An 18,770-nucleotide genomic window follows, 5' to 3' on the forward strand; every position below is an offset into this window, starting at 1 on the left:
CACGCGCTGCCCGACCTCGCTGCCGGAGATCAGCAGGACCCTGTCGCCCGCGGCGAAGGCGCCGGAGAGGGTCTCGGGCGCGCCCGGAGTGCGGGTGAGCCCTCGACACCGGGGCAGGGGCGGGTACGGGGGCGCGGGCACGGGTGCGGGCACGGGGCGGAACTCCACCCCGGTGCCCCGGCGTTCACTCCCCGCGCCGCACGAGGAGGCGCAGCAGCTCCGTCGTCTGTCCGCGCCGCGCCCAGGCGATCCACGCGAGCGGCAGGATCAGGATGAGCGGCGTGGCGGCGTTCTCCCCGCCGAGCGCGGCCACGCTGGCGACGAACGCACCGATCATCAGCCCGACGAGGGCCGTCGCGCTGACAGAGCTGAGCACCGGAATCAGCAGCGCGATCCCGCCGAGCACCTCCAGCGCGCCGATCGTGTACATCCCCGGGTCGCCCCACCCGATCCTCTCGAAGGTCTCGACCGCCGTGGGGTGTGCGATCAGCTTCGGAGCCGCGCTGGCGAGAGCGAAGAACAGGCCGAGCACCACCTGGACCGTGCGCAGCGCGATGCGCACGGAGCGGCGGCCCGCAGCGGTGGGAGCACCGGCGATGGTGGCGCGGGTGGAGGTGGTGGCTCCTGCGGCGGCGGAGGCGGAGGCGGCTGTCGTGGTCATAGTGAACTCCTGGGGAAGTGGGGGTCGTTGTGCTGTCACGGTGATAGACCGACCCGCCCCACAGAACTCATCGCCCGTCAGCACATCACCTCTGAACGGCGCCACACCACGCAGCCCACGGGACCAACGGCGTGCGCCTCTCAGCGGATCGGCAGAGTCCGGACCCAGGTCCCGTCCTGCGTCAGGTACTTGTCGACCCTGAGCCCCGCCTCCTCCAGCGCCTGCTCGAACTGCTCCTTCGTGAGCGGACGGGCGCGGAACGTCTGGGTCCATATGGCGTCCGGGAAGACGTACTCCGCACGCACCTCGTTCACCCCGTCGCCGAGCGGCTCCGCCGACACGATCCGCACCGTGTAGCCGCCCGGGTCGACCCGCTCCCTCGGCAGGTTCGTGTGGTAGTCCGCGCCCTCCCGCTGGATCAGCACACAGCCGTCGTCCGTCACATGACTTCGGCAGGCCCGCAGCATCCCGCGCCGGACCGCCAGGTCGTCGTTGTGCACGAGGAACGACGCCAGCATCACCACCTCGAACCGCTCCCCGAGGTCGAGCCTCTCGATGGGGCTCCTGATCGTGCGCACCCGCCCGACCAGCGCGGAGACCTTCTCCAGCATCTCGGCGGACTCGTCCACGGCCGTGATCCTGAACCCGCGCTCCAGCAGAGGACGCGTCACCCGCCCCGCGCCGCTGCCCAGCTCCAGGATGTGCGCTCCGGCAGGCACCGCTCCGGCGATGACGTCGGGCTCGTCCCCCACGGACAGGCGTGTGTAGAGCTCCACAGCGCATCCGTCCGGCGCGATCGCTCCGGGCCCCGTCCCCTCGTATCCCTCACGCATCTCAACGGTCATGCCCCCTCAACGAAGCGCTCCGAGGACCCGTTCCCGCCTCCCGTTCACATCCGGCCGCCCGGCCGGAGCGGCCCTCGCGGCGGCGGCCCTTCCGGTCCACCGCCGCCGGGTGGATCCTGGAAGGTGGAGGCGTCAGGGACCAGGGCGGAGAGGGAGGAGATGACCTCTCATGAGGCGCACAGGCAGTGAACCGGTGACCGCGCGCAGCCCGCTGCGCATGCGTTTCTGGTTCAGCGTGTGGGGCTTGATCTGGGCCACGTTCGGCACCGTCGCCTTCGCCCTCGCGGGCCGCCCCGGATGGGCCGCGGTCTGCGGCGTGCTCTGGCTGATCGTCACCGCCGACATGGCGATGATCCTGCGCCACATGCGCCAGGGCCCGCACTTCCAGCCGGGCCGCGACGTCCCGCCGTACGAACCGCCATAGAGCCGCCGGACGACCGCCGCCGTACGAGCCGCCGAGCGCCGGCCGGCCGCTGAACGGACGGCGCGAGCCCCGAGTGCTTCCTCAGCGCCCGGTGCCCGCGTCGCCGCCGTCGTCCCCGCCGTCGTCGAAGTGCGCCGCCGCCACATACTCCGGCTGCGGGTCGAGCGCCGCCGCCAGCCGGAAGTGGCGCCGCGCCTGGTCGGGCCGCGCCCCTCGTTCGTACGTGCGGGCGAGCGCGAAGTGGGCGAACGCGTTGTCCGGCTCGCGCTCCAGGACGATGCTGAACTCCAGCTCGGCTGCGCGCAGTTGGGCGGCGGCGAAGAAGGCGCGGGCACGCAGCAGCCGCGCCGCCGTGTTCTCGGGGTGGGCCGCGATGACCGTGTCGAGCAGCTTCACGGCGCCTCTGGGGTCCCGCGCGGCAAGGAGCTGCTCCGCCGCACGGAAGTCGATGACATGGGTCTCCGGGGTTATTTCGGGCACGCGTGACTCCTTCCCTCGCTGCACTGCGTCAACGCCCCTCACACCGACATCTATTCCGTTCCCGTCGCTTCCCGCCGGCCGCCCGGAGCCTCACTCCGCCGCACTCACGGCGCCAGGACCATCAGCACCAGCCCGAGCACCACGACCGCCGCCCCCGCCACCACGAACCCCCGGTCCACGCCCCTGCGCTCACGGCCGAGCACGACGGCCTCCCGGGGATCAGCACTGTCGTACGCGACGCGCGCCCGCTCACCCGCCGCGAGCGGGCGCATGCCGCCCGACGGCACCGGCGACACCACCTCGACGACCTGCCCGTCCCCCGTCTCGAACTGCAGCAACGGTCTCTCGGCACCCGGTGGGACCGCCTTGACCAGGGCCTGAGCCACCTCGCCCGCAGTCGTGATGTGCCGGGTCCGCCACAGGCCGTACGCGCCGGCCAGCAGCGCGACCAGGCCGCCCGAGGCGGCGATCACCGCCAGTACGACCACTCCCCCGCCTCCTCTAGGCCGTCCGCGCCCGCCGTGCGAGGTCCGCCCAGACGGCGCCGACACGCTGCTTGAGGCCTTCCAGCGGGCCGTCGTTGTCGATCACGACATCGGCGATCTCCAGACGCTTCTCGCGCGTGGCCTGGGCGGCCATCCGGGCGCGGGCGTCCTCCTCGCTCATGCCGCGCAGCCGCACGAGTCGCTCCAGTTGGGTCTCGGGGCTCGCGTCGACGACGACGACCAGGTCGTACAGGGGCGCCAGGCCGTTCTCCGCGAGCAGCGGCACGTCATGGACGACCACCGCGTCCTCGGAGGCCGCCTCCTCCAGCTCGGCCGAGCGGGCGCCGACCAGGGGATGCACGATCGCGTTCAGCACGGCCAGCTTCGCCGGGTCGGCGAAGACGATCGAGCCGAGCTTCGGCCGGTCGAGAGTGCCGTCCGGAGCGAGGATCTCCTGGCCGAAGGCCTCAACGACCTTCACCAGTCCTGGAGTTCCGGGCTCCACGACTTCCCGCGCGATCTTGTCGGCGTCGATCAGCACGGCTCCCGAGGCGACGAGGAGACGCGATACTTCACTCTTGCCGGCGCCGATACCGCCGGTCAGGCCCACCTTCAGCATGACCGGCAGCTTAGGGGGTGGCATTACGCTCCGCCGCCTCGGCTACGCGTCGCCCTCCCGCTCGGCGAGAAAGCGCTCGAATTCCTGACCGATCTCGTCGGCCGACGGGATGTCCATGGGTTCCGCGAGCATGTTGCCGCGCGCGTCACCGCCGGCCGCCGCGTCGTACTGGTGCTCAAGCCCCTGCACGAGCGCGACCAGTTCCTCGTCGCCCTCCTGGATCTGCCGGTCGATCTCGGTCTGGGTGCGGTGCGCCTCGGTACGCAGGCCGTGCGCGACGCTCGGCAGCACGAGGCCCGTCGCGGCGGTGATCGTCTCCAGGACCGTGAGGGCGGCGTCCGGGTACGAGGAGCGGGCGATGTAGTGCGGGACGTGCGCGGCGATACCGAGCACGTCGTGGCCCGCCTCCAGGAGGCGGTACTCGACGAGCGACGCCGCGCTGCCCGGCACCTGCGCCTCGTCGAAGGGGCTGCGGTGTCCTGGCACCAGGTCGGTGCGGTTGCCGTGCGGCGTGAGGCCCACGGGCCGGGTGTGCGGCACGCCCATGGGGATGCCGTGGAAGTTCACCGACAGGCGTACGCCGAGCCGCTCCACGATCTGCCCGATCGCCGCCGCGAAGCGTTCCCACTCGATGTCGGGCTCGGGGCCGGAGAGCAGCAGGAAGGGCGCGCCCGTGGCGTCCTGGAGCAGCCGCACGTCGAGCGTGGGCACCTCGTAGTCGGTCCAGCGGTCGCGCCGGAACGTGAGCAGCGGGCGGCGCGCGCGGTAGTCGACGAGCCGGTCGTGGTCGAAGCGCGCGACCACCTGGCCGGGCAGGCTGTCCGTGAGCCGCTCGACGATCTGGTCGCCGGTCTCACCCGCGTCGATGTAGCCGTCGAAGTGGTAGAGCATGACAAGGCCGGCCGATTCCTGGGCGAGCGCCATGTCGACGACGCCGAGGCCCTTCGGCTCCCATGCGTACAAACCCTGCGGATCAAGCACTGTGACCGCTCCTCGCCCTCTTCGTCGTGACTCGTACAGCAGAACGCCCGTCAGGGCGTGGGCATTCCCTCCTTCGCCTCTTCACAGCGGCTTCTTACGTCACGTCGAACAACCGCAGGGCGAAGACGAGTTCACGACGACGGCCGTAGCCACGGGTGGCGGCCCCCACAACGCCGGACGCACTGCGGGCCCGCACCCCCGAAGGGATGCGGGCCCGCAGTGTTCAACTGCTACAACCGCCTAGGGGCGAGCCTCAGCTCTGGCCGCCCGCAAGCTTCTCGCGCAGCGCGGCAAGCGCCTCGTCCGACGCCAGGGCGCCGGAGTTGTCGTCCGACTCCGAGGAGTACGAACCGCCACCGCCGCCACCGCCGCTGCCGCCGGCAGCCGGCGTGCCGGTCGAGGAAGCGGGAGCCGCAGCGCCCTCGGCCTCGGCCTGGGCGTCCGCCTCGCGGGACTTGATGACCTGGGCCTGGTGCTGCTCGAAGCGCTGCTGCGCCTCGGCGTACTGGCCCTCCCAAGCCTCGCGCTGGGTCTCGAAGCCCTCGAGCCAGTCGTTCGTCTCGGGGTCGAAGCCCTCGGGGTAGATGTAGTTGCCCTGGTCGTCGTAGGACGCGGCCATGCCGTACAGGGTCGGGTCGAACTCGACGGCCGAGGGGTCGGCGCCGAAGGACTCGTTGGCCTGCTTCAGCGACAGCGAGATCCGGCGACGCTCGAGGTCGATGTCGATGACCTTGACGAAGATCTCGTCGTTGACCTGGACGACCTGCTCCGGGATCTCCACGTGGCGCTCGGCCAGCTCGGAGATGTGGACCAGGCCCTCGATGCCCTCGTCGACGCGCACGAACGCACCGAACGGAACGAGCTTGGTGACCTTACCGGGAACAACCTGCCCGATCTGGTGCGTGCGGGCGAACTGCTGCCACGGGTCTTCCTGCGTCGCCTTGAGCGACAGGGACACGCGCTCGCGGTCCATGTCCACGTCGAGAACCTCGACGGTGACTTCCTGGCCGACCTCGACAACCTCGGAGGGGTGGTCGATGTGCTTCCAGGAGAGCTCGGAGACGTGCACGAGACCATCGACGCCGCCGAGGTCCACGAACGCACCGAAGTTGACGATCGAGGAAACGACGCCGGAGCGGACCTGACCCTTCTGCAGGGTCGTGAGGAAGGTCTGACGGACCTCGCTCTGGGTCTGCTCGAGCCAGGCACGGCGGGACAGGACCACGTTGTTGCGGTTCTTGTCCAGCTCGATGATCTTGGCCTCGAGCTCCTTGCCCACGTAGGGCTGGAGGTCGCGGACGCGGCGCATCTCGACGAGGGAAGCCGGCAGGAAGCCACGGAGGCCGATGTCGAGGATGAGACCACCCTTGACGACCTCGATGACGGTACCGGTGACGATGCCGTCTTCTTCCTTGATCTTCTCGATCGTGCCCCAGGCACGCTCGTACTGAGCGCGCTTCTTGGACAGGATCAGACGGCCTTCCTTGTCCTCCTTCTGGAGAACCAGGGCCTCGATCTCGTCACCGACGGCGACGACCTCGTTCGGGTCGACGTCGTGCTTGATGGAGAGCTCGCGGCTCGGGATGACGCCTTCGGTCTTGTAACCGATGTCGAGCAGGACCTCGTCCCGGTCGACCTTCACGATGACGCCGTCGACGATGTCGCCGTCGTTGAAGTACTTGATCGTCTCGTCGATCGCGGCGAGGAAAGCTTCCTCGTTACCGATGTCGTTGACCGCTACCTGCGGGGTGGTGGCGGTGGTCTCGGTGCTGCTCGTCATGTGGGTAAGGGCTCCGGTACGGACAGTGAGTCGTAGGTACTGCTAGCGCCGGAGCCGATTTCGCTCTGAAGAAGCCGGACAGCCTGGGAAGCGCCGACTCTGTTTCCGAGGAAACGGAAGGCGCCTCGACAACCGAGGGGACATGCAACAGACGCGAGCGCATCCTGCTAGGTCTGAGGACAGCAGGCTCGCAGCGCAACTTGTAGCATACGGGGGCAGCCGGACAGGGTCAATGCGCGAAGGCGCACACCCGGGGCGGAACGCCGCATACCCGGCACAAATGCTGTCGCGTGAGGCCACACGGGCCGCATGACACCCTGTCGCGACGCCTTCACGGTCCCCGCGACCGCCTCACCGCGACGAGCCTCGACGAAGCCAGACGGAAGAGTACGACGATGGAGCCGATCATCCAAGAGTCCGAGCTGCCCGAGACGCCCGAACCGGAAGCCACCCGCCGTGAGGCCGATGTCACGGAGAGCAGCCGCGCCAACCGTGGCTGGTGGGACAGGAACGCGGACGACTACCAGATCGAACACGGCACCTTCCTGGGTGACGACCGGTTCGTGTGGGGTCCCGAAGGGCTCGACGAGGTGGAGGCCGAGCTCTTGGGTCCGCCCGAGGAGCTGAAGGGCAAGGACGTCCTGGAGATCGGGGCGGGCGCGGCACAGTGCTCGCGCTGGCTGGCCGCGCAGGGCGCGCGTCCCGTCGCCCTCGACCTCTCCCACCGCCAGCTTCAGCACGCGCTGCGGATCGGCGGCGGGGTGCCGCTGGTGGAGGCGGACGCGGGAGCGCTGCCTTTCGCGGACGGCAGCTTCGATCTCGCGTGCTCGGCCTACGGAGCGATGCCGTTCGTCGCCGACCCGGTGCGGGTCCTCAAGGACGTGCACCGCGTGCTGCGGCCCGGCGGCCGGTTCGTGTTCTCCACGACCCACCCGATCCGCTGGGCCTTCCCCGACGAGCCGGGCCCCGAGGGCCTGACGGTCGCGGCCTCGTACTTCGACCGCACCCCTTATGTGGAGCAGGACGAGGACGGGAACGCCGTCTACGTAGAGCACCATCGGACCCTCGGCGACCGGGTGCGGGACGTGGTCGCGGGCGGTTTCCGTCTCGTCGATCTCGTGGAGCCTCAGTGGCCCGCGTGGAACACCCAGGAGTGGGGCGGCTGGTCCCCGTTGCGCGGGAATCTGATCCCGGGGTCGGCGATCTTCGTCTGCGTACGAGACTGAGTGCGTGACCCGTCTCCGTAACGAAGCCCTTGACCTGCCCGTAAGCAGTGCGCTGCCCGCCCTGCGCGCCGCCCTGGAGGGGCCCGGCAGCGCGGTCCTGTGCGCGCCTCCCGGCACGGGCAAGACGACGCTGGTACCGCTGGCCCTCGCGGGGCTTCTCGGGGACGCGCCCGCACGGCGTGTGGTGGTCGCCGAGCCCCGGCGCATCGCCGCTCGGGCCGCAGCGCGGCGGATGGCGTGGCTGCTCGGCGAGAAGGTCGGGCAGAGCGTCGGCTACACGGTGCGCGGTGAGCGCGTCGTGGGTCCACGCGCGCGCGTGGAGGTCGTCACGACGGGCGTCCTGTTGCAGCGGCTGCAGCGGGACCAGGAGTTGTCCGGTGGCGGCGGTGGCGGCGGTGTCGACGTGGTGATCATCGACGAGTGTCACGAGCGGCATCTGGACGCGGACACCGTGGCGGCGTTCCTGGTCGATGTGCGGGCGGCGCTGCGGCCCGATCTGCGGCTCGTGGCCGCGTCCGCGACGACGGACGCGCAGGGGTGGGCGCGGATCCTCGGGGACGCTCCCGTGGTGGAGGCGCGGGGCGTCTCGCATCCGGTCGAGGTGGTCTGGGCGCCGCCCGCGCGTCCGGTGCGGCCGCCGCACGGGATGCGGGTGGACCCGGCGCTGCTCACGCACGTGGCGTCGGTGGTGCGGCGGGCGCTCGCCGAGCGGGAGGGGGACGTGCTGTGCTTCCTGCCCGGGGTCGGGGAGATCGCGCGGGTGGCGGGACAGCTGGGGGACGCGTCCGCGGAGGTCCTTCAGGTGCACGGGCGGGCGTCGGCGGCGGTGCAGGACGCGGTGCTCGCGGGCTCGGAGGGCGCCCGGCGGGTGGTCCTCGCGACCTCGGTGGCCGAGTCGTCGTTGACGGTGCCCGGGGTGCGGGTGGTCGTCGACTCGGGGCTGGCGCGTGAGCCGCGCGTCGATCACGCGCGCGGGCTGAGCGCGCTGACGACCGTACGGGCTTCGCAGGCGGCGGGCCGGCAGCGGGCCGGTCGTGCGGGGCGTGAGGCGCCGGGGGCCGTGTACCGGTGCTGGGCGGAGGCCGAGGACGCGCGGCTGCCGCGCTTTCCTGCGCCGGAGATCAAGCTGGCCGATCTTTCCGCGTTCGCCCTGCAGGCGGCCTGCTGGGGGGAGCCTGACGCCTCCGGTCTGGCCCTGCTCGATCCCCCGCCGGCCGGCGCGATGGCTGCCGCACGTGCCGTCCTGACGGCGGTGGGGGCGGTGTCCCCGGAGTCGGGGCGGGTCACGGAGCGGGGCAAGCGGATGTCACGGGTGGGCCTGCACCCCCGCTTGGCGCGTGCCCTCCTTGACGCGGCCACGCACGTGGGCGCGCGCCGCGCGGCCGAGGTGGTGGCCCTCCTGAGCGAGGAACCGCCGCGCGAGTACGGGGACGACCTCGCGGCGGCCTGGCGCGCGGCCCGGCGGGGCGGTGACGGGTATGCGGCCCGGTGGCGCACGGAGGTACGACGACTGACCGCTGCCGCGGGGGCGTCGCCGCCAGGAGCCGGTACGCCGCCTCCTGCGGCTTCGGTGCCCGCATCTCCGGCGCGCGCTCTCTCCAGCCCGCCCACGCGTGAACCCGGAGCGGGCATCGGCGCCCCAGGGGCCGCCGGAAAACGGGCGGACGGGCGGGCGGAAGACGGTGCCGGAAAGCCCGGGCGAAGTGGCGGACATGCGGCGCAGGAGTCGCCAGGTGGTGGCGATGAGCGAGCCGCGGGACTTGTCGCCGCGCTCGCCTTTCCCGAGCGCGTGGCCCAGGGGCGAGGCGACGGGACGTATCTCATGGTGAACGGGACCCGGGCCGAGGTGCGGCCGGGGTCCGCGCTGACCGGGGCCCAGTGGATCGCCGTGGCCGTGGCCGACCGGCCGGTGGGCGCCGGGCACGCGCGCGTGCTGCTCGGCGGGCACATCGACGAGGACGTAGCCCGCAGCGCGGCGGCCTCCCTGTACGGCGAGGGCGACGAGGTCGCCTGGGCCGACGGGGATCTCGTCGCGCGGCACGTGGAGCGGCTGGGCGCCGTGGAGTTGGCGGTGCGGCCCCTCAAGAAGCCCGCCCCCGGGCTCGTACGAGAAGGGCTGCTCGCGGGGCTGAAGGAAGAAGGGACCTCGCTCCTCAACTGGTCCCAGGGCGCGCGGGAGCTGCGGGAGCGGCTCGCCTTCCTGCACCGGCATCTCGGAGCGCCCTGGCCCGACGTGTCCGAAAGCGCCCTGCACGCGCGCGTGGACGAGTGGTTGGAGCCCGAGCTCTCCAAGGCGCGGCGCCGGTCCGACCTGCGGCGCATCGACGCGGGTCAAGCCCTTGGCCGACTCCTGCCGTGGGCGACCGGCGAGGCCACCCGCCTCGACGCGCTCGCCCCGGAGCGGGTGAAGGTGCCCAGCGGGTCCCGGATCCGGATCGACTACTCCGACCCCGAACAGCCCGTGCTCGCGGTGAAGTTGCAGGAGATGTTCGGGCTCGCCGAGACCCCCCGTATCGCGGACGGCAGTGTGCCCGTCCTGGTGCATCTGCTGTCCCCCGCAGGACGCCCCGCCGCCGTCACCGCCGATCTCGCCTCCTTCTGGCGGGAGGGCTACCGGGCCGTGCGGGCCGAGCTGCGCGGGCGGTATCCGAAGCATCCGTGGCCGGAGGATCCGGCGGCCGCTGAGGCGACGCGGTTCACCAACGCCCGGCTCAGGCGTTGACCGGTTCCGGCTCGGGCGCCGCCGTGGCCTCAGGGTCGCCTGGCCTGCGGCTGCGTGCCTCCAGCCAGAGGGAGAGGGCCAGCAGCAACAGCCCGAGGCCCAGGAAACCCCAGGGGAGATAGGACGTCAGGAGGAGGACGAGGACGCGCTGGGACTTCACCAGGTCGACCGTGCTCCGGATGTAGTCCTCGCGCATCTTCACGTGCCCCTCGAAGACCGTGACCTTGTCGCGGTCGCCCAGGAGCGTGCCGCCGCGCAGCTCGTTCTTCTGGATCTCCTCGCCGTAGACGGGTGCCCCGGTGGTGGGGTCGACCCAGAACTTGCGGACCGTGGTGTACCAGCGCGTGGTGCCGGTCTTGGCGAGGGACTCCGGAGTGATGCCCTTGACCGGCATGGTCTTGGGGAAGGGCACCTTGGTCCAGGGGATGGTCTGCTCGAAGTAGTAGACCTCCATGCCGCGGAAGGTCTGCGTGCCCTTGTAGTGGATCGGCTTGGTGACGCGGGCCTGCGCGTCGAAGTACGCGTAGTCCCGCTTCTCGGTCAGGAAGGGCCACTTGAACTCGATGCCCTCGCGCTTGACCGCGTCGCCGTCGACCATCTCGCCCTTCGCGTGCACCGGCTCCTGGCTGTGCGCGTCGAAGATGTAGCGCTCGGGGACCTTGGAGACCATCTTGCCGTCCGCGTCCTGGACGTAGGAGAGGGCGTCCCAGACGACGACGTCACGGTCCGCACTCTCCTCGATCTTCTCCGAGGCCTCCACGTTGCCCTTGAGGGTCTGCACGATGGTGACCTTGTCGACCTTCTTGGCCCGCATCGAGCCGTAGTCGATGAGCGTCGGGTTCTTCGCCTCGAGCACCGCCTCCTGGTACTGGCTCGGCGGGATCTTGGCGAGGCGCGGGAAGGCGTACCAGCGCATGAGCGGGGACATCGCCGTGCAGAACACGGCGAAGGCGAGCAGGATCAGGCTGGCCTTGCGGCGCATCGCGGCGGCCCTCCCTACGGAGACGGGCGGTTGACGGTCATGGACCGATCGACGGTCACGGGTGCTCGGGGACGGTGGTGAGCAGCGGCTCGGGCGATGTCTCGCCGGGCGGGGCCCCGATCGCCGTGATGGTCAGGACCAGGGCGAGGGCGACGGCAAGACCGGTCGCGGCGGCGATGAGAGCGCGCATGCGGATCCTCCCGAGGCGGGGATGGAACGGGCCGTGAACTGACAGGGCGTCAGGGCTGGGGCACCGTAGCAACGCGGCGGCCAGATGAGAACACGTTGCACACGCACGAACGCCCCTGCGCCGGGCGGGCGCAGGGGCGTTGCGTTCTCGGGGCGTGCGTTCGGCAGGTGCCTGCGGCTAGGCCGCGGGCGCCGCCACCTTCAGTTCGACCGTGAGCGTCGCACCGCCCGCGGTGGTGACGCGGAGCAGATACGTGCCGGCCGCGTCGTCGGCGTACATCTTGGGGAGCTTGAGCACGCCGTTCGCGTCCGTCTTCAGGGCCTTGAGGGTGCGGACCGGATTGCCGGCCGCGTCCTTGAAGTACGGGCCCTTGTCGTTGGCCGTCACGTCGGACGCCGACTTGATCATGGTGGCGGTGGCCGCGACGCGATCGGCGGCCCTCCCCTTGTACGTCGCCTTGACCTCCACCTGGTCGGCGAACTCCTTGCCCGGCTCACAGGTCAGCGCCTTGTCGCTGGTCCTGGCGAGGGCGTCGGCCTGCCGCGCGGTGACCGTCGCCGTGTAGTCGAGACCGGGCAGCGAGCGGCCGACGACCGTGGCGCGGACGGTGAACCGACCTGTCTTCTCGCCCGCCTCGACCGTCGGGGCGGTTGCCTTGCCCGAGGCGCTCGTGGTGACGGTCGCGCTGGTCCCGCCGCCGGAGAAGCGCGCGTCGGTGTCACCGACGATCGCGAACCTCACCTTGGCCTTGGCCACGCCCGAGCCCGACCTGGACTCCGCGCGCACCTCGACGCGCTCGGCGAAGGCGTCGCCCGCCGTCGCGGAGAGCTTGCCCGTGCCGGCGTCCTCCAGGCGCGCGACGCGCTCGGCGGGTGAGGGGGTGGTGGAGGGAGGGGTGGGATCGGGGCTCTGGGAGCCACCGCCGCCGGTCGACGGCGGTGTCGTCGGGCTGCTGCCGCCGCCGCTGCCGGGCTGCTTGCCGCCCCCGGACTTGGACGGCTTCGGCGAGGGCGAACCGGACGCCGGGGGCGTGGGGCTCGGGCTCACGCTCGGGCCGTTGCCGCGGCTGCGGTCGTTCGGCAGGACGCCTGTGCCGTCGGGGACCTCGTGGGTGCCCTTGCGGTAGTACTCCAGCCACGACAGGACCGTGTTGAGGTAGTCCGTCGAGTGGTTGTAGCTCAGGATCGCCTTGCGCAGGTCGGCGTCGACGGACAGGTCGCGGCCGTTGGCGCAGAGGTAGTTGCCCGCGGCGAGCGCGGCGTCGTAGATGTTGTTCGGATCCTTCTTGCCGTCCGCGTTGCCGTCCTGCGCCCAGGTGGCCCACGTCGAGGGGATGAACTGCATGGGGCCGACGGCGCGGTCGTGCGTCGTGTCGTCGTCGTACGCGCCGTTGTCGGTGTCCGTGATCTTCGCGAAGCCGTTGCCGTCCAGGGGCGGGCCGAGGATCGGGGCGAGCGTCGTGCCGTTCGCGTCCACGCGGCCGCCGCGCGCCTGGCCCGACTCGACCTTGCCTATCGCGGCGAGCAGCTCCCAGGGGAGTCTGCAGCCGGGCTTGGAGGTGGCGAGGGACGCCTCGGCCTTCTTGTACGCGTCGAGGACGGTGGCCGGGAGCCCCGCCTCGGTTTCGTCGTCGCCGCCGTTGGGCGCCGCGGTCGGCGGGGCCGGGGACTTCAGGGGCGGAAGGTCCGTGTAATAGGGGGAGTTGCCGGTCGCGGAGTCCTCCGGTGGCGGCGTGGCGCCGGATGCCCCCGCCCGCTCGTCGCGAGGGATGTCCGTCACGCCCGGGGCCTGGGAGGCCGCGAGCGCGGCTACCGCCGCCGCGGCCACCGCGGTGGTCACCGCTCCCCTGCGCAACCGCCTGCCGAATACCGCCGCCATGACCGTGAACCCCTCCCCTTGAGGACTGTGGTGCCGCCGCTCGCTCTGTGCTGCTCCCCAGCGGGCCGACCCAGGCGACACTACGACAACTTCCGGCGCCCAGACACCCGTTCGTGCCCGGTTTTCACCGATTGGCCAAGTCCTCTTCGGGGCGATCCTCACACGCCGGACGGGCTGGACGCAGCCCCTCCGGCGATGGAGGACGCACTCGGCGGAGCCGGTGGTTCCCGGCGCGCCGAGAGGAACCCGCTCGGGCCCGGCGCGGCCAGTGCGCCGAGAGGAACCCCGCTCAGGCCCGTCGCGGTCAGTGCGCGGCCGACTCCCAGTCCGGCCCCACGCCCACCGACACGTCCAGCGGGGCCCGCAGCGACACCGCGCCCGCCATCTCGCGGCGGACGATCGCCTCCACCTCGGCGCGCTCGCCCGGAGCGATCTCCAGGACGATTTCGTCGTGGACCTGGAGCAGCATGCGGGAGTCGAGCTTCGCCTCCGTCAGGGCACGGTGCACGTTCAGCATGGCGATCTTGACGATGTCCGCGGCCGTGCCCTGGATCGGGGCGTTCAACGCCATCCGCTCGGCCATCTCGCGGCGCTGGCGGTTGTCGCTGTTGAGGTCGGGGAGATATCGGCGGCGGCCCAGCATCGTCTCCGTGTAGCCCGTCGCGCGGGCCTCGTCGACCGCTCGGCGCAGATAGTCGCGTACGCCGCCGAACCGCTCGAAGTAGGTGTCCATCAGGGCACGGGCCTCGCCCGCCTCGATGTTCAGCTGCTGGGAGAGTCCGAACGCGGAGAGGCCGTACGCCAAGCCGTACGACATGGCCTTGATCTTGCGGCGCATCTCGGCATCGACGGCGGAGCCCTCCACCGAGAAGACCTGGGAGGCCACCGTCGTGTGCAGGTCCTCGCCCGAGCTGAACGCTTCCAGGAGGCCCTCGTCCTCGGAGAGGTGGGCCATCACGCGCAGTTCGATCTGGCTGTAGTCCGCGGTCATCAGGGACTCGAAGCCCTCGCCGACCACGAAGCCGCGGCGGATCGCCCGGCCCTCGTCCGTGCGGACCGGGATGTTCTGGAGGTTCGGGTCGGTGGAGGACAGGCGGCCCGTCGCCGCGACCGTCTGGTTGAAGGTCGTGTGGATGCGGGTGTCCGCGGCGATCGACTTGATCAGGCCCTCGACCGTGACACGGAGCTTGGCCTGCTCACGGTGGCGCAGCATGATGACCGGCAGTTCGTTCTCGGTCTGGGCCGCGAGCCAGGCCAGCGCGTCGGCGTCCGTGGTGTAACCGGTCTTGGTCTTCTTCGTCTTGGGCAGGTTCAGCTCGCCGAAGAGGACCTCCTGGAGCTGCTTGGGCGAGCCGAGGTTGAACTCGTGGCCCGCCGCCGCGTGCGCCTCCTTCACCGCCTGCTGCACCGCGCCCGCGAACTGCTGCTCCATCGCCTCCAGATGGGCGCGGTCCGCCGCGATGCCGTGCCGCTCCAGGCGGGCCAGGAGGATGGACGTGGGCAGTTCGATGTCCGTCAGGAGGTTGCCCGCACCGACCTCCGGCAGCTTCTCGCCGAAGGCCGTGCCCAGGTCGAGGATCGTGCGGGCCTGCGACATCAGCGCGTCGGCCTCGGCCTGGTCGTCCTCTTCCGTACCGAAGGCGAGCTGGCCTTCGACCGCCGAGGCGGGCGCCAGCTCGCGGCCCAGATACTCCAGGGACAGGGCGTCCAGGGCGAAGGAGCGGCGGCCGGGCTTGACCAGGTACGCGGCGAGCGCCGTGTCCATGCTGACGCCGTCCACCGTCCAGCCGTGCTCCGGGAAGACCCGCATCGTGGCCTTGGCGTTGTGCAGGACCTTGGGCTTCTTCGGGTCGGCGATCCAGGCCGCGAAGGCCTTCTCGTCGGACTCGTCCAGGCGGGAGGGGTCGAACCAGGCCGCGGCTCCCCCGGCCGCGGCGAGGGCGACCTCGGTCACCGAGCCCGTGCCGAGCTGCCAGGTGTCGACCGTGGCCATACCGAGGACCGCCTTGCCGTGCTCGGCGAGCCACGGCGCGAGCTCACCCGTGCCGAGCACCGAGCCGTCCAGCTCCACGCCCGGCTCGGCCGGGGTCTGGTCGGCCTCTTCCGCACCGGGGTCCACGGCGAGCAGACGCTCGCGCAGCGAGGGGTTGCGGATCTCCAGCGTGTCCAGGACCAGGGCGAGGGCCGTGCGGTCGTACGGAGCGCGCTCCAGGTCGGCCACCGCCTTGGGCAGCTCGACGTCGCGCACCATCTCCGTGAGGCGGCGGTTCAGCTTCACCGCGTCCAGGTGGTCGCGGAAGTTCTGTCCGGCCTTGCCCTTGACCTCTTCGGCGCGCTCGACGAGCTCCGCGAAGGAACCGAACTGGTTGATCCACTTCGCGGCGGTCTTCTCACCCACCCCGGGGATACCGGGGAGGTTGTCGGACGGGTCGCCGCGCAGGGCCGCGAAGTCCGGATACTGGCTGGGCGTGAGGCCGTACTTCTCGGCGACCTTCTCCGGGGTGAAGCGCGTCAGCTCGGAGACGCCCTTCGTGGGATACAGCACCGTCACGTGGTCGCTGATCAGCTGGAAGGAGTCGCGGTCGCCGGTGACGATCAGGACCTCGAAGCCCGCCGCCTCGGCCTGGGTGGCCAGCGTGGCGATGACGTCGTCCGCCTCGAAGCCGTCCACCGCGAACCGCACCGCGTGCATCGCGTCGAGCATCTCGCCGATCAGCTCGACCTGGCCCTTGAACTCGTCCGGGGTCTTGGAGCGGTTCGCCTTGTACTCGGGGAACTCCGAGGAGCGCCACGTCTTGCGCGAGACGTCGAAGGCCACCGCGAAGTGCGTGGGCGCCTCGTCGCGCAGCGTGTTCGCCAGCATCGACGCGAAGCCGTAGATCGCGTTCGTCGGCTGGCCCGTCGCGGTCGTGAAATTCTCCGCGGGCAGCGCGAAGAACGCCCGGTAGGCCAGGGAGTGCCCGTCCATGAGGAGCAGGCGCGGACGCTGCTCGCCACTCGGCTTCGTCGCGGTCTCGGACTTCTTCTTCGCTGCTTTTTCTGCCACGTCCCCGATCCTGCCACGCCCCACTGACAGTCAGGCCCAACCCTCACCCGCGACCGTGCTGTCAGCGGCGCGTGGGAGACTCGCAGACGTAGCTCACGCACGTGCTCGAAGGGGAGCCGACCATGGCAAGGAAGTCGCCCAAGGGTGATCCCGTCCAGGACGCGCCGCAGGTCGCGCAGGCGCAGCACGCCGCGGCGGGCCTCCCCGCCATCGGGCACTCGCTGCGCATGGCCCAGCAGCAGATGGGTGTGCGCCGCACGGCGCTGACACTGCTCCGGGTCAATCAGAAGGACGGCTTCGACTGCCCCGGCTGCGCCTGGCCCGAGCCCGAGCACCGGCACGCCGCGGAGTTCTGCGAGAACGGCGCGAAGGCGGTCGCCGAGGAGGCCACGCTGCGCCGCGTGACCCCCGACTTCTTCGCCGCGCACCCCGTGGCCGACCTCGCGACCCGCAGTGGGTACTGGCTGGGGCAGCAGGGCCGCCTCACCCACCCGATGTATCTGGCTGAGGGCGCCGAGCACTATGAGCCCATCTCCTGGGAGCGGGCCTTCGACGTCATCGCCGAGGAACTGGCGGCGCTGGACACCCCGGACGAGTCCGTCTTCTACACCTCGGGCCGCACCAGCAACGAAGCGGCGTTCCTGTACCAGCTCTTCGCCCGTGAGCTGGGCACGAACAATCTGCCCGACTGCTCGAACATGTGCCATGAGTCGTCCGGCTCCGCGCTCACCGAGACGATCGGCGTCGGCAAGGGCAGCGTCCTCCTGGAGGACCTCTACAAGTCGGACCTGATCATCGTCGCGGGGCAGAACCCGGGCACGAACCACCCCCGCATGCTCTCCGCGCTGGAGAAGGCGAAGAACAACGGCGCGAAGATCATCACGGTCAATCCGCTGCCCGAGGCGGGCCTGGAACGCTTCAAGAACCCGCAGACCCCGCAGGGCATGCTCAAGGGCACCGCCCTCACCGATCTCTTCCTGCAGATCCGCCTCGGCGGCGACCAGGCCCTGTTCCGTCTCCTCAACAAACTCATCCTGGAGACGGACGGGGCGATCGACGAGGAGTTCGTCCGCGAACACACCCATGGGTACGAGGAGTTCACCGAGGCCGCGCGCGGCGCCGACTGGGACGAGACCCTCGCCGCGACCGGCCTCACCCGCGAGAGCATCGAGGAAGCCCTCGCCATGGTCCTCGCGTCGAAGCGCACCGTCGTGTGCTGGGCGATGGGCCTGACCCAGCACAAGCACGCCGTGCCGACCATCCGCGAGGTCGTCAACTTCCTCCTGCTGCGCGGCAACATCGGCCGTCCGGGCGCGGGCGTGTGCCCGGTGCGCGGGCACTCGAACGTGCAGGGCGACCGCACGATGGGCATCTTCGAGCGGCCCGCGCCGGCCTTCCTCGACGCCCTGGAGAAGGAGTTCGGTTTCGCGCCGCCGCGCGAGCACGGCCTGGACGTCGTCCGCGCGATCGAGGCACTGCGGGACGGCAAGGCGAAGGTGTTCTTCGCGATGGGCGGCAACTTCGTCGCGGCCTCACCCGACACCAAGGTGACGGAGGCGGCGATGCGCAAGGCCCGCCTGACCGTCCACGTGTCGACGAAGCTGAACCGCTCGCACGCCGTCACGGGCGCGCGCGCCCTGATCCTGCCGACGCTCGGCCGCACCGAGCGGGACCTCCAGGGCGGCCCGAAGGGGAAAGGCACCGAGCAGTTCGTGACCGTCGAGGACTCCATGGGCATGGTGCACGCATCGCGCGGCCGTCTGGAGCCCGCGAGCCCGCACCTGCTCTCCGAGCCCGCCATCGTGTGCCGCCTCGCCCGCCGCGTCCTCGGCCCCGGATCGGCCACGCCCTGGGAGGAGTTCGAGAAGGACTACGCCACGGTGCGCGACCGCATCGCACGCGTGATCCCCGGCTTCGAGGACTTCAACGCCAGGGTGGCCGACCCCGCGGGCTTCACCCTGCCGCACGCCCCGCGCGACGAGCGCCGCTTCCCCACGGCCACCGGCAAGGCCAACTTCACCGCCGCGCCGGTCGAGTTCCCCGCCCTGCCCAAGGGCCGTCTCCTGCTGCAGACACTGCGCTCGCACGACCAGTACAACACCACGATCTACGGCCTCGACGACCGCTACAGGGGCATCAAGAACGGCCGCCGTGTCGTCCTGGTCAACCCCGAGGACGCCCGTGAGCTGAGCCTGGCCGAGGGGTCGTACGTCGACCTCGTGAGCGAGTGGAGGGACGGCGTCGAGCGGCGCGCGCCGGGCTTCAGGATCGTGCACTATCCGACGGCCCGGGGCTGCGCGGCGGCGTACTACCCGGAGACGAACGTCCTGATCCCGCTGGACGCGACCGCTGACACCAGCAACACCCCCGCCAGCAAGTCCGTCGTCGTACGCCTGGAACAATCAGGGACCGACTGAGCGTTCGCTCAGCGACGAGTGAGGACGACGAACG

The 18,770-nt window shown here is 71.2% G+C and carries 15 protein-coding genes; 4 read left to right on the forward strand and 11 right to left on the reverse strand.

What is annotated here, in order from left to right; genetic code table 11:
- Positions 1 to 184: 184 nt before the first annotated feature.
- Both AB0I94_RS00005 and AB0I94_RS00010 read right to left on the reverse strand, forming a co-directional pair.
- Positions 185 to 661 carry a DoxX family protein gene (locus tag AB0I94_RS00005; RefSeq protein WP_363307063.1) on the reverse strand — a complete coding sequence of 159 codons (477 nt, stop codon included), beginning with the start codon at positions 659 to 661 and terminating at the stop codon, positions 185 to 187.
- A 140-nt stretch (positions 662 to 801) separates the two neighbouring features.
- The gene (locus AB0I94_RS00010; RefSeq protein ID WP_363307705.1) at positions 802 to 1,494 is read right to left on the reverse strand and encodes a class I SAM-dependent methyltransferase; all 693 of its coding nucleotides are present in this window, start codon (positions 1,492 to 1,494) and stop codon (positions 802 to 804) included.
- A gap of 181 nt (positions 1,495 to 1,675) precedes the next feature.
- Here AB0I94_RS00010 and AB0I94_RS00015 point away from each other — a divergent pair, with 181 nt between their 5' ends.
- Positions 1,676 to 1,930 carry a DUF6343 family protein gene (locus AB0I94_RS00015; protein ID WP_363307064.1) on the forward strand — a complete coding sequence of 85 codons (255 nt, stop codon included), beginning with the start codon at positions 1,676 to 1,678 and terminating at the stop codon, positions 1,928 to 1,930.
- An 81-nt stretch (positions 1,931 to 2,011) separates the two neighbouring features.
- Here AB0I94_RS00015 and AB0I94_RS00020 read toward each other — a convergent pair whose 3' ends face one another.
- From AB0I94_RS00020 to rpsA, 5 genes are all read right to left on the reverse strand, one after another.
- Positions 2,012 to 2,410, reverse strand: coding sequence for a tetratricopeptide repeat protein (locus AB0I94_RS00020; protein WP_363307065.1), 399 nt, complete (start codon positions 2,408 to 2,410; stop codon positions 2,012 to 2,014).
- A 104-nt stretch (positions 2,411 to 2,514) separates the two neighbouring features.
- Positions 2,515 to 2,898 carry a DUF3592 domain-containing protein gene (locus AB0I94_RS00025; RefSeq protein WP_363307066.1) on the reverse strand — a complete coding sequence of 128 codons (384 nt, stop codon included), beginning with the start codon at positions 2,896 to 2,898 and terminating at the stop codon, positions 2,515 to 2,517.
- 13 nt (positions 2,899 to 2,911) lie between these two features.
- Positions 2,912 to 3,514 carry a dephospho-CoA kinase gene (gene coaE, locus AB0I94_RS00030; protein ID WP_363307067.1) on the reverse strand — a complete coding sequence of 201 codons (603 nt, stop codon included), beginning with the start codon at positions 3,512 to 3,514 and terminating at the stop codon, positions 2,912 to 2,914.
- Between the two features lie 42 nt (positions 3,515 to 3,556).
- A complete protein-coding gene (locus AB0I94_RS00035) occupies positions 3,557 to 4,495 on the reverse strand; it encodes a PAC2 family protein (RefSeq protein ID WP_363307068.1) in 939 nt (312 codons plus the stop codon).
- A 253-nt stretch (positions 4,496 to 4,748) separates the two neighbouring features.
- Entirely contained in the window at positions 4,749 to 6,275 is a 1,527-nt protein-coding gene (gene rpsA, locus AB0I94_RS00040) for a 30S ribosomal protein S1 (protein WP_363307069.1), read from the reverse strand.
- A 395-nt stretch (positions 6,276 to 6,670) separates the two neighbouring features.
- Between rpsA and AB0I94_RS00045 the strand changes: the two genes are divergently transcribed.
- Positions 6,671 to 7,501 carry a class I SAM-dependent methyltransferase gene (locus AB0I94_RS00045; RefSeq protein WP_363307070.1) on the forward strand — a complete coding sequence of 277 codons (831 nt, stop codon included), beginning with the start codon at positions 6,671 to 6,673 and terminating at the stop codon, positions 7,499 to 7,501.
- A 4-nt stretch (positions 7,502 to 7,505) separates the two neighbouring features.
- On the forward strand, positions 7,506 to 10,223 hold the full coding sequence (locus AB0I94_RS00050) for an ATP-dependent helicase C-terminal domain-containing protein (RefSeq protein WP_363307071.1): 2,718 nt from the start codon (positions 7,506 to 7,508) through the stop codon (positions 10,221 to 10,223).
- Here the strand turns inward: AB0I94_RS00050 and AB0I94_RS00055 are convergent.
- The 4 genes from AB0I94_RS00055 to polA all read right to left on the reverse strand — a co-directional run bounded on the left by AB0I94_RS00055 (position 10,213) and on the right by polA (position 16,319).
- Positions 10,213 to 11,205 carry a DUF3068 domain-containing protein gene (locus AB0I94_RS00055; RefSeq protein ID WP_363307072.1) on the reverse strand — a complete coding sequence of 331 codons (993 nt, stop codon included), beginning with the start codon at positions 11,203 to 11,205 and terminating at the stop codon, positions 10,213 to 10,215. The genes AB0I94_RS00050 and AB0I94_RS00055 overlap by 11 nt on opposite strands.
- Positions 11,206 to 11,260: 55 nt before the next feature.
- Positions 11,261 to 11,395 carry an SPW_0924 family protein gene (locus AB0I94_RS00060; protein WP_363272393.1) on the reverse strand — a complete coding sequence of 45 codons (135 nt, stop codon included), beginning with the start codon at positions 11,393 to 11,395 and terminating at the stop codon, positions 11,261 to 11,263.
- Positions 11,396 to 11,572: 177 nt separating this feature from the next.
- Entirely contained in the window at positions 11,573 to 13,273 is a 1,701-nt protein-coding gene (locus tag AB0I94_RS00065) for a lytic transglycosylase domain-containing protein (protein ID WP_363307073.1), read from the reverse strand.
- Between the two features lie 304 nt (positions 13,274 to 13,577).
- Positions 13,578 to 16,319, reverse strand: a complete 2,742-nt coding sequence (gene polA / locus AB0I94_RS00070; protein WP_363307075.1) for a DNA polymerase I — start codon at positions 16,317 to 16,319, stop codon at positions 13,578 to 13,580.
- Between the two features lie 122 nt (positions 16,320 to 16,441).
- Between polA and AB0I94_RS00075 the strand changes: the two genes are divergently transcribed.
- The gene (locus AB0I94_RS00075; protein ID WP_363307076.1) at positions 16,442 to 18,736 is read left to right on the forward strand and encodes an FdhF/YdeP family oxidoreductase; all 2,295 of its coding nucleotides are present in this window, start codon (positions 16,442 to 16,444) and stop codon (positions 18,734 to 18,736) included.
- Positions 18,737 to 18,770 lie beyond the last annotated feature (34 nt).

It is taken from the genome of Streptomyces sp. NPDC050147, assembly GCF_040660195.1.
Classification (GTDB): domain Bacteria; phylum Actinomycetota; class Actinomycetes; order Streptomycetales; family Streptomycetaceae; genus Streptomyces.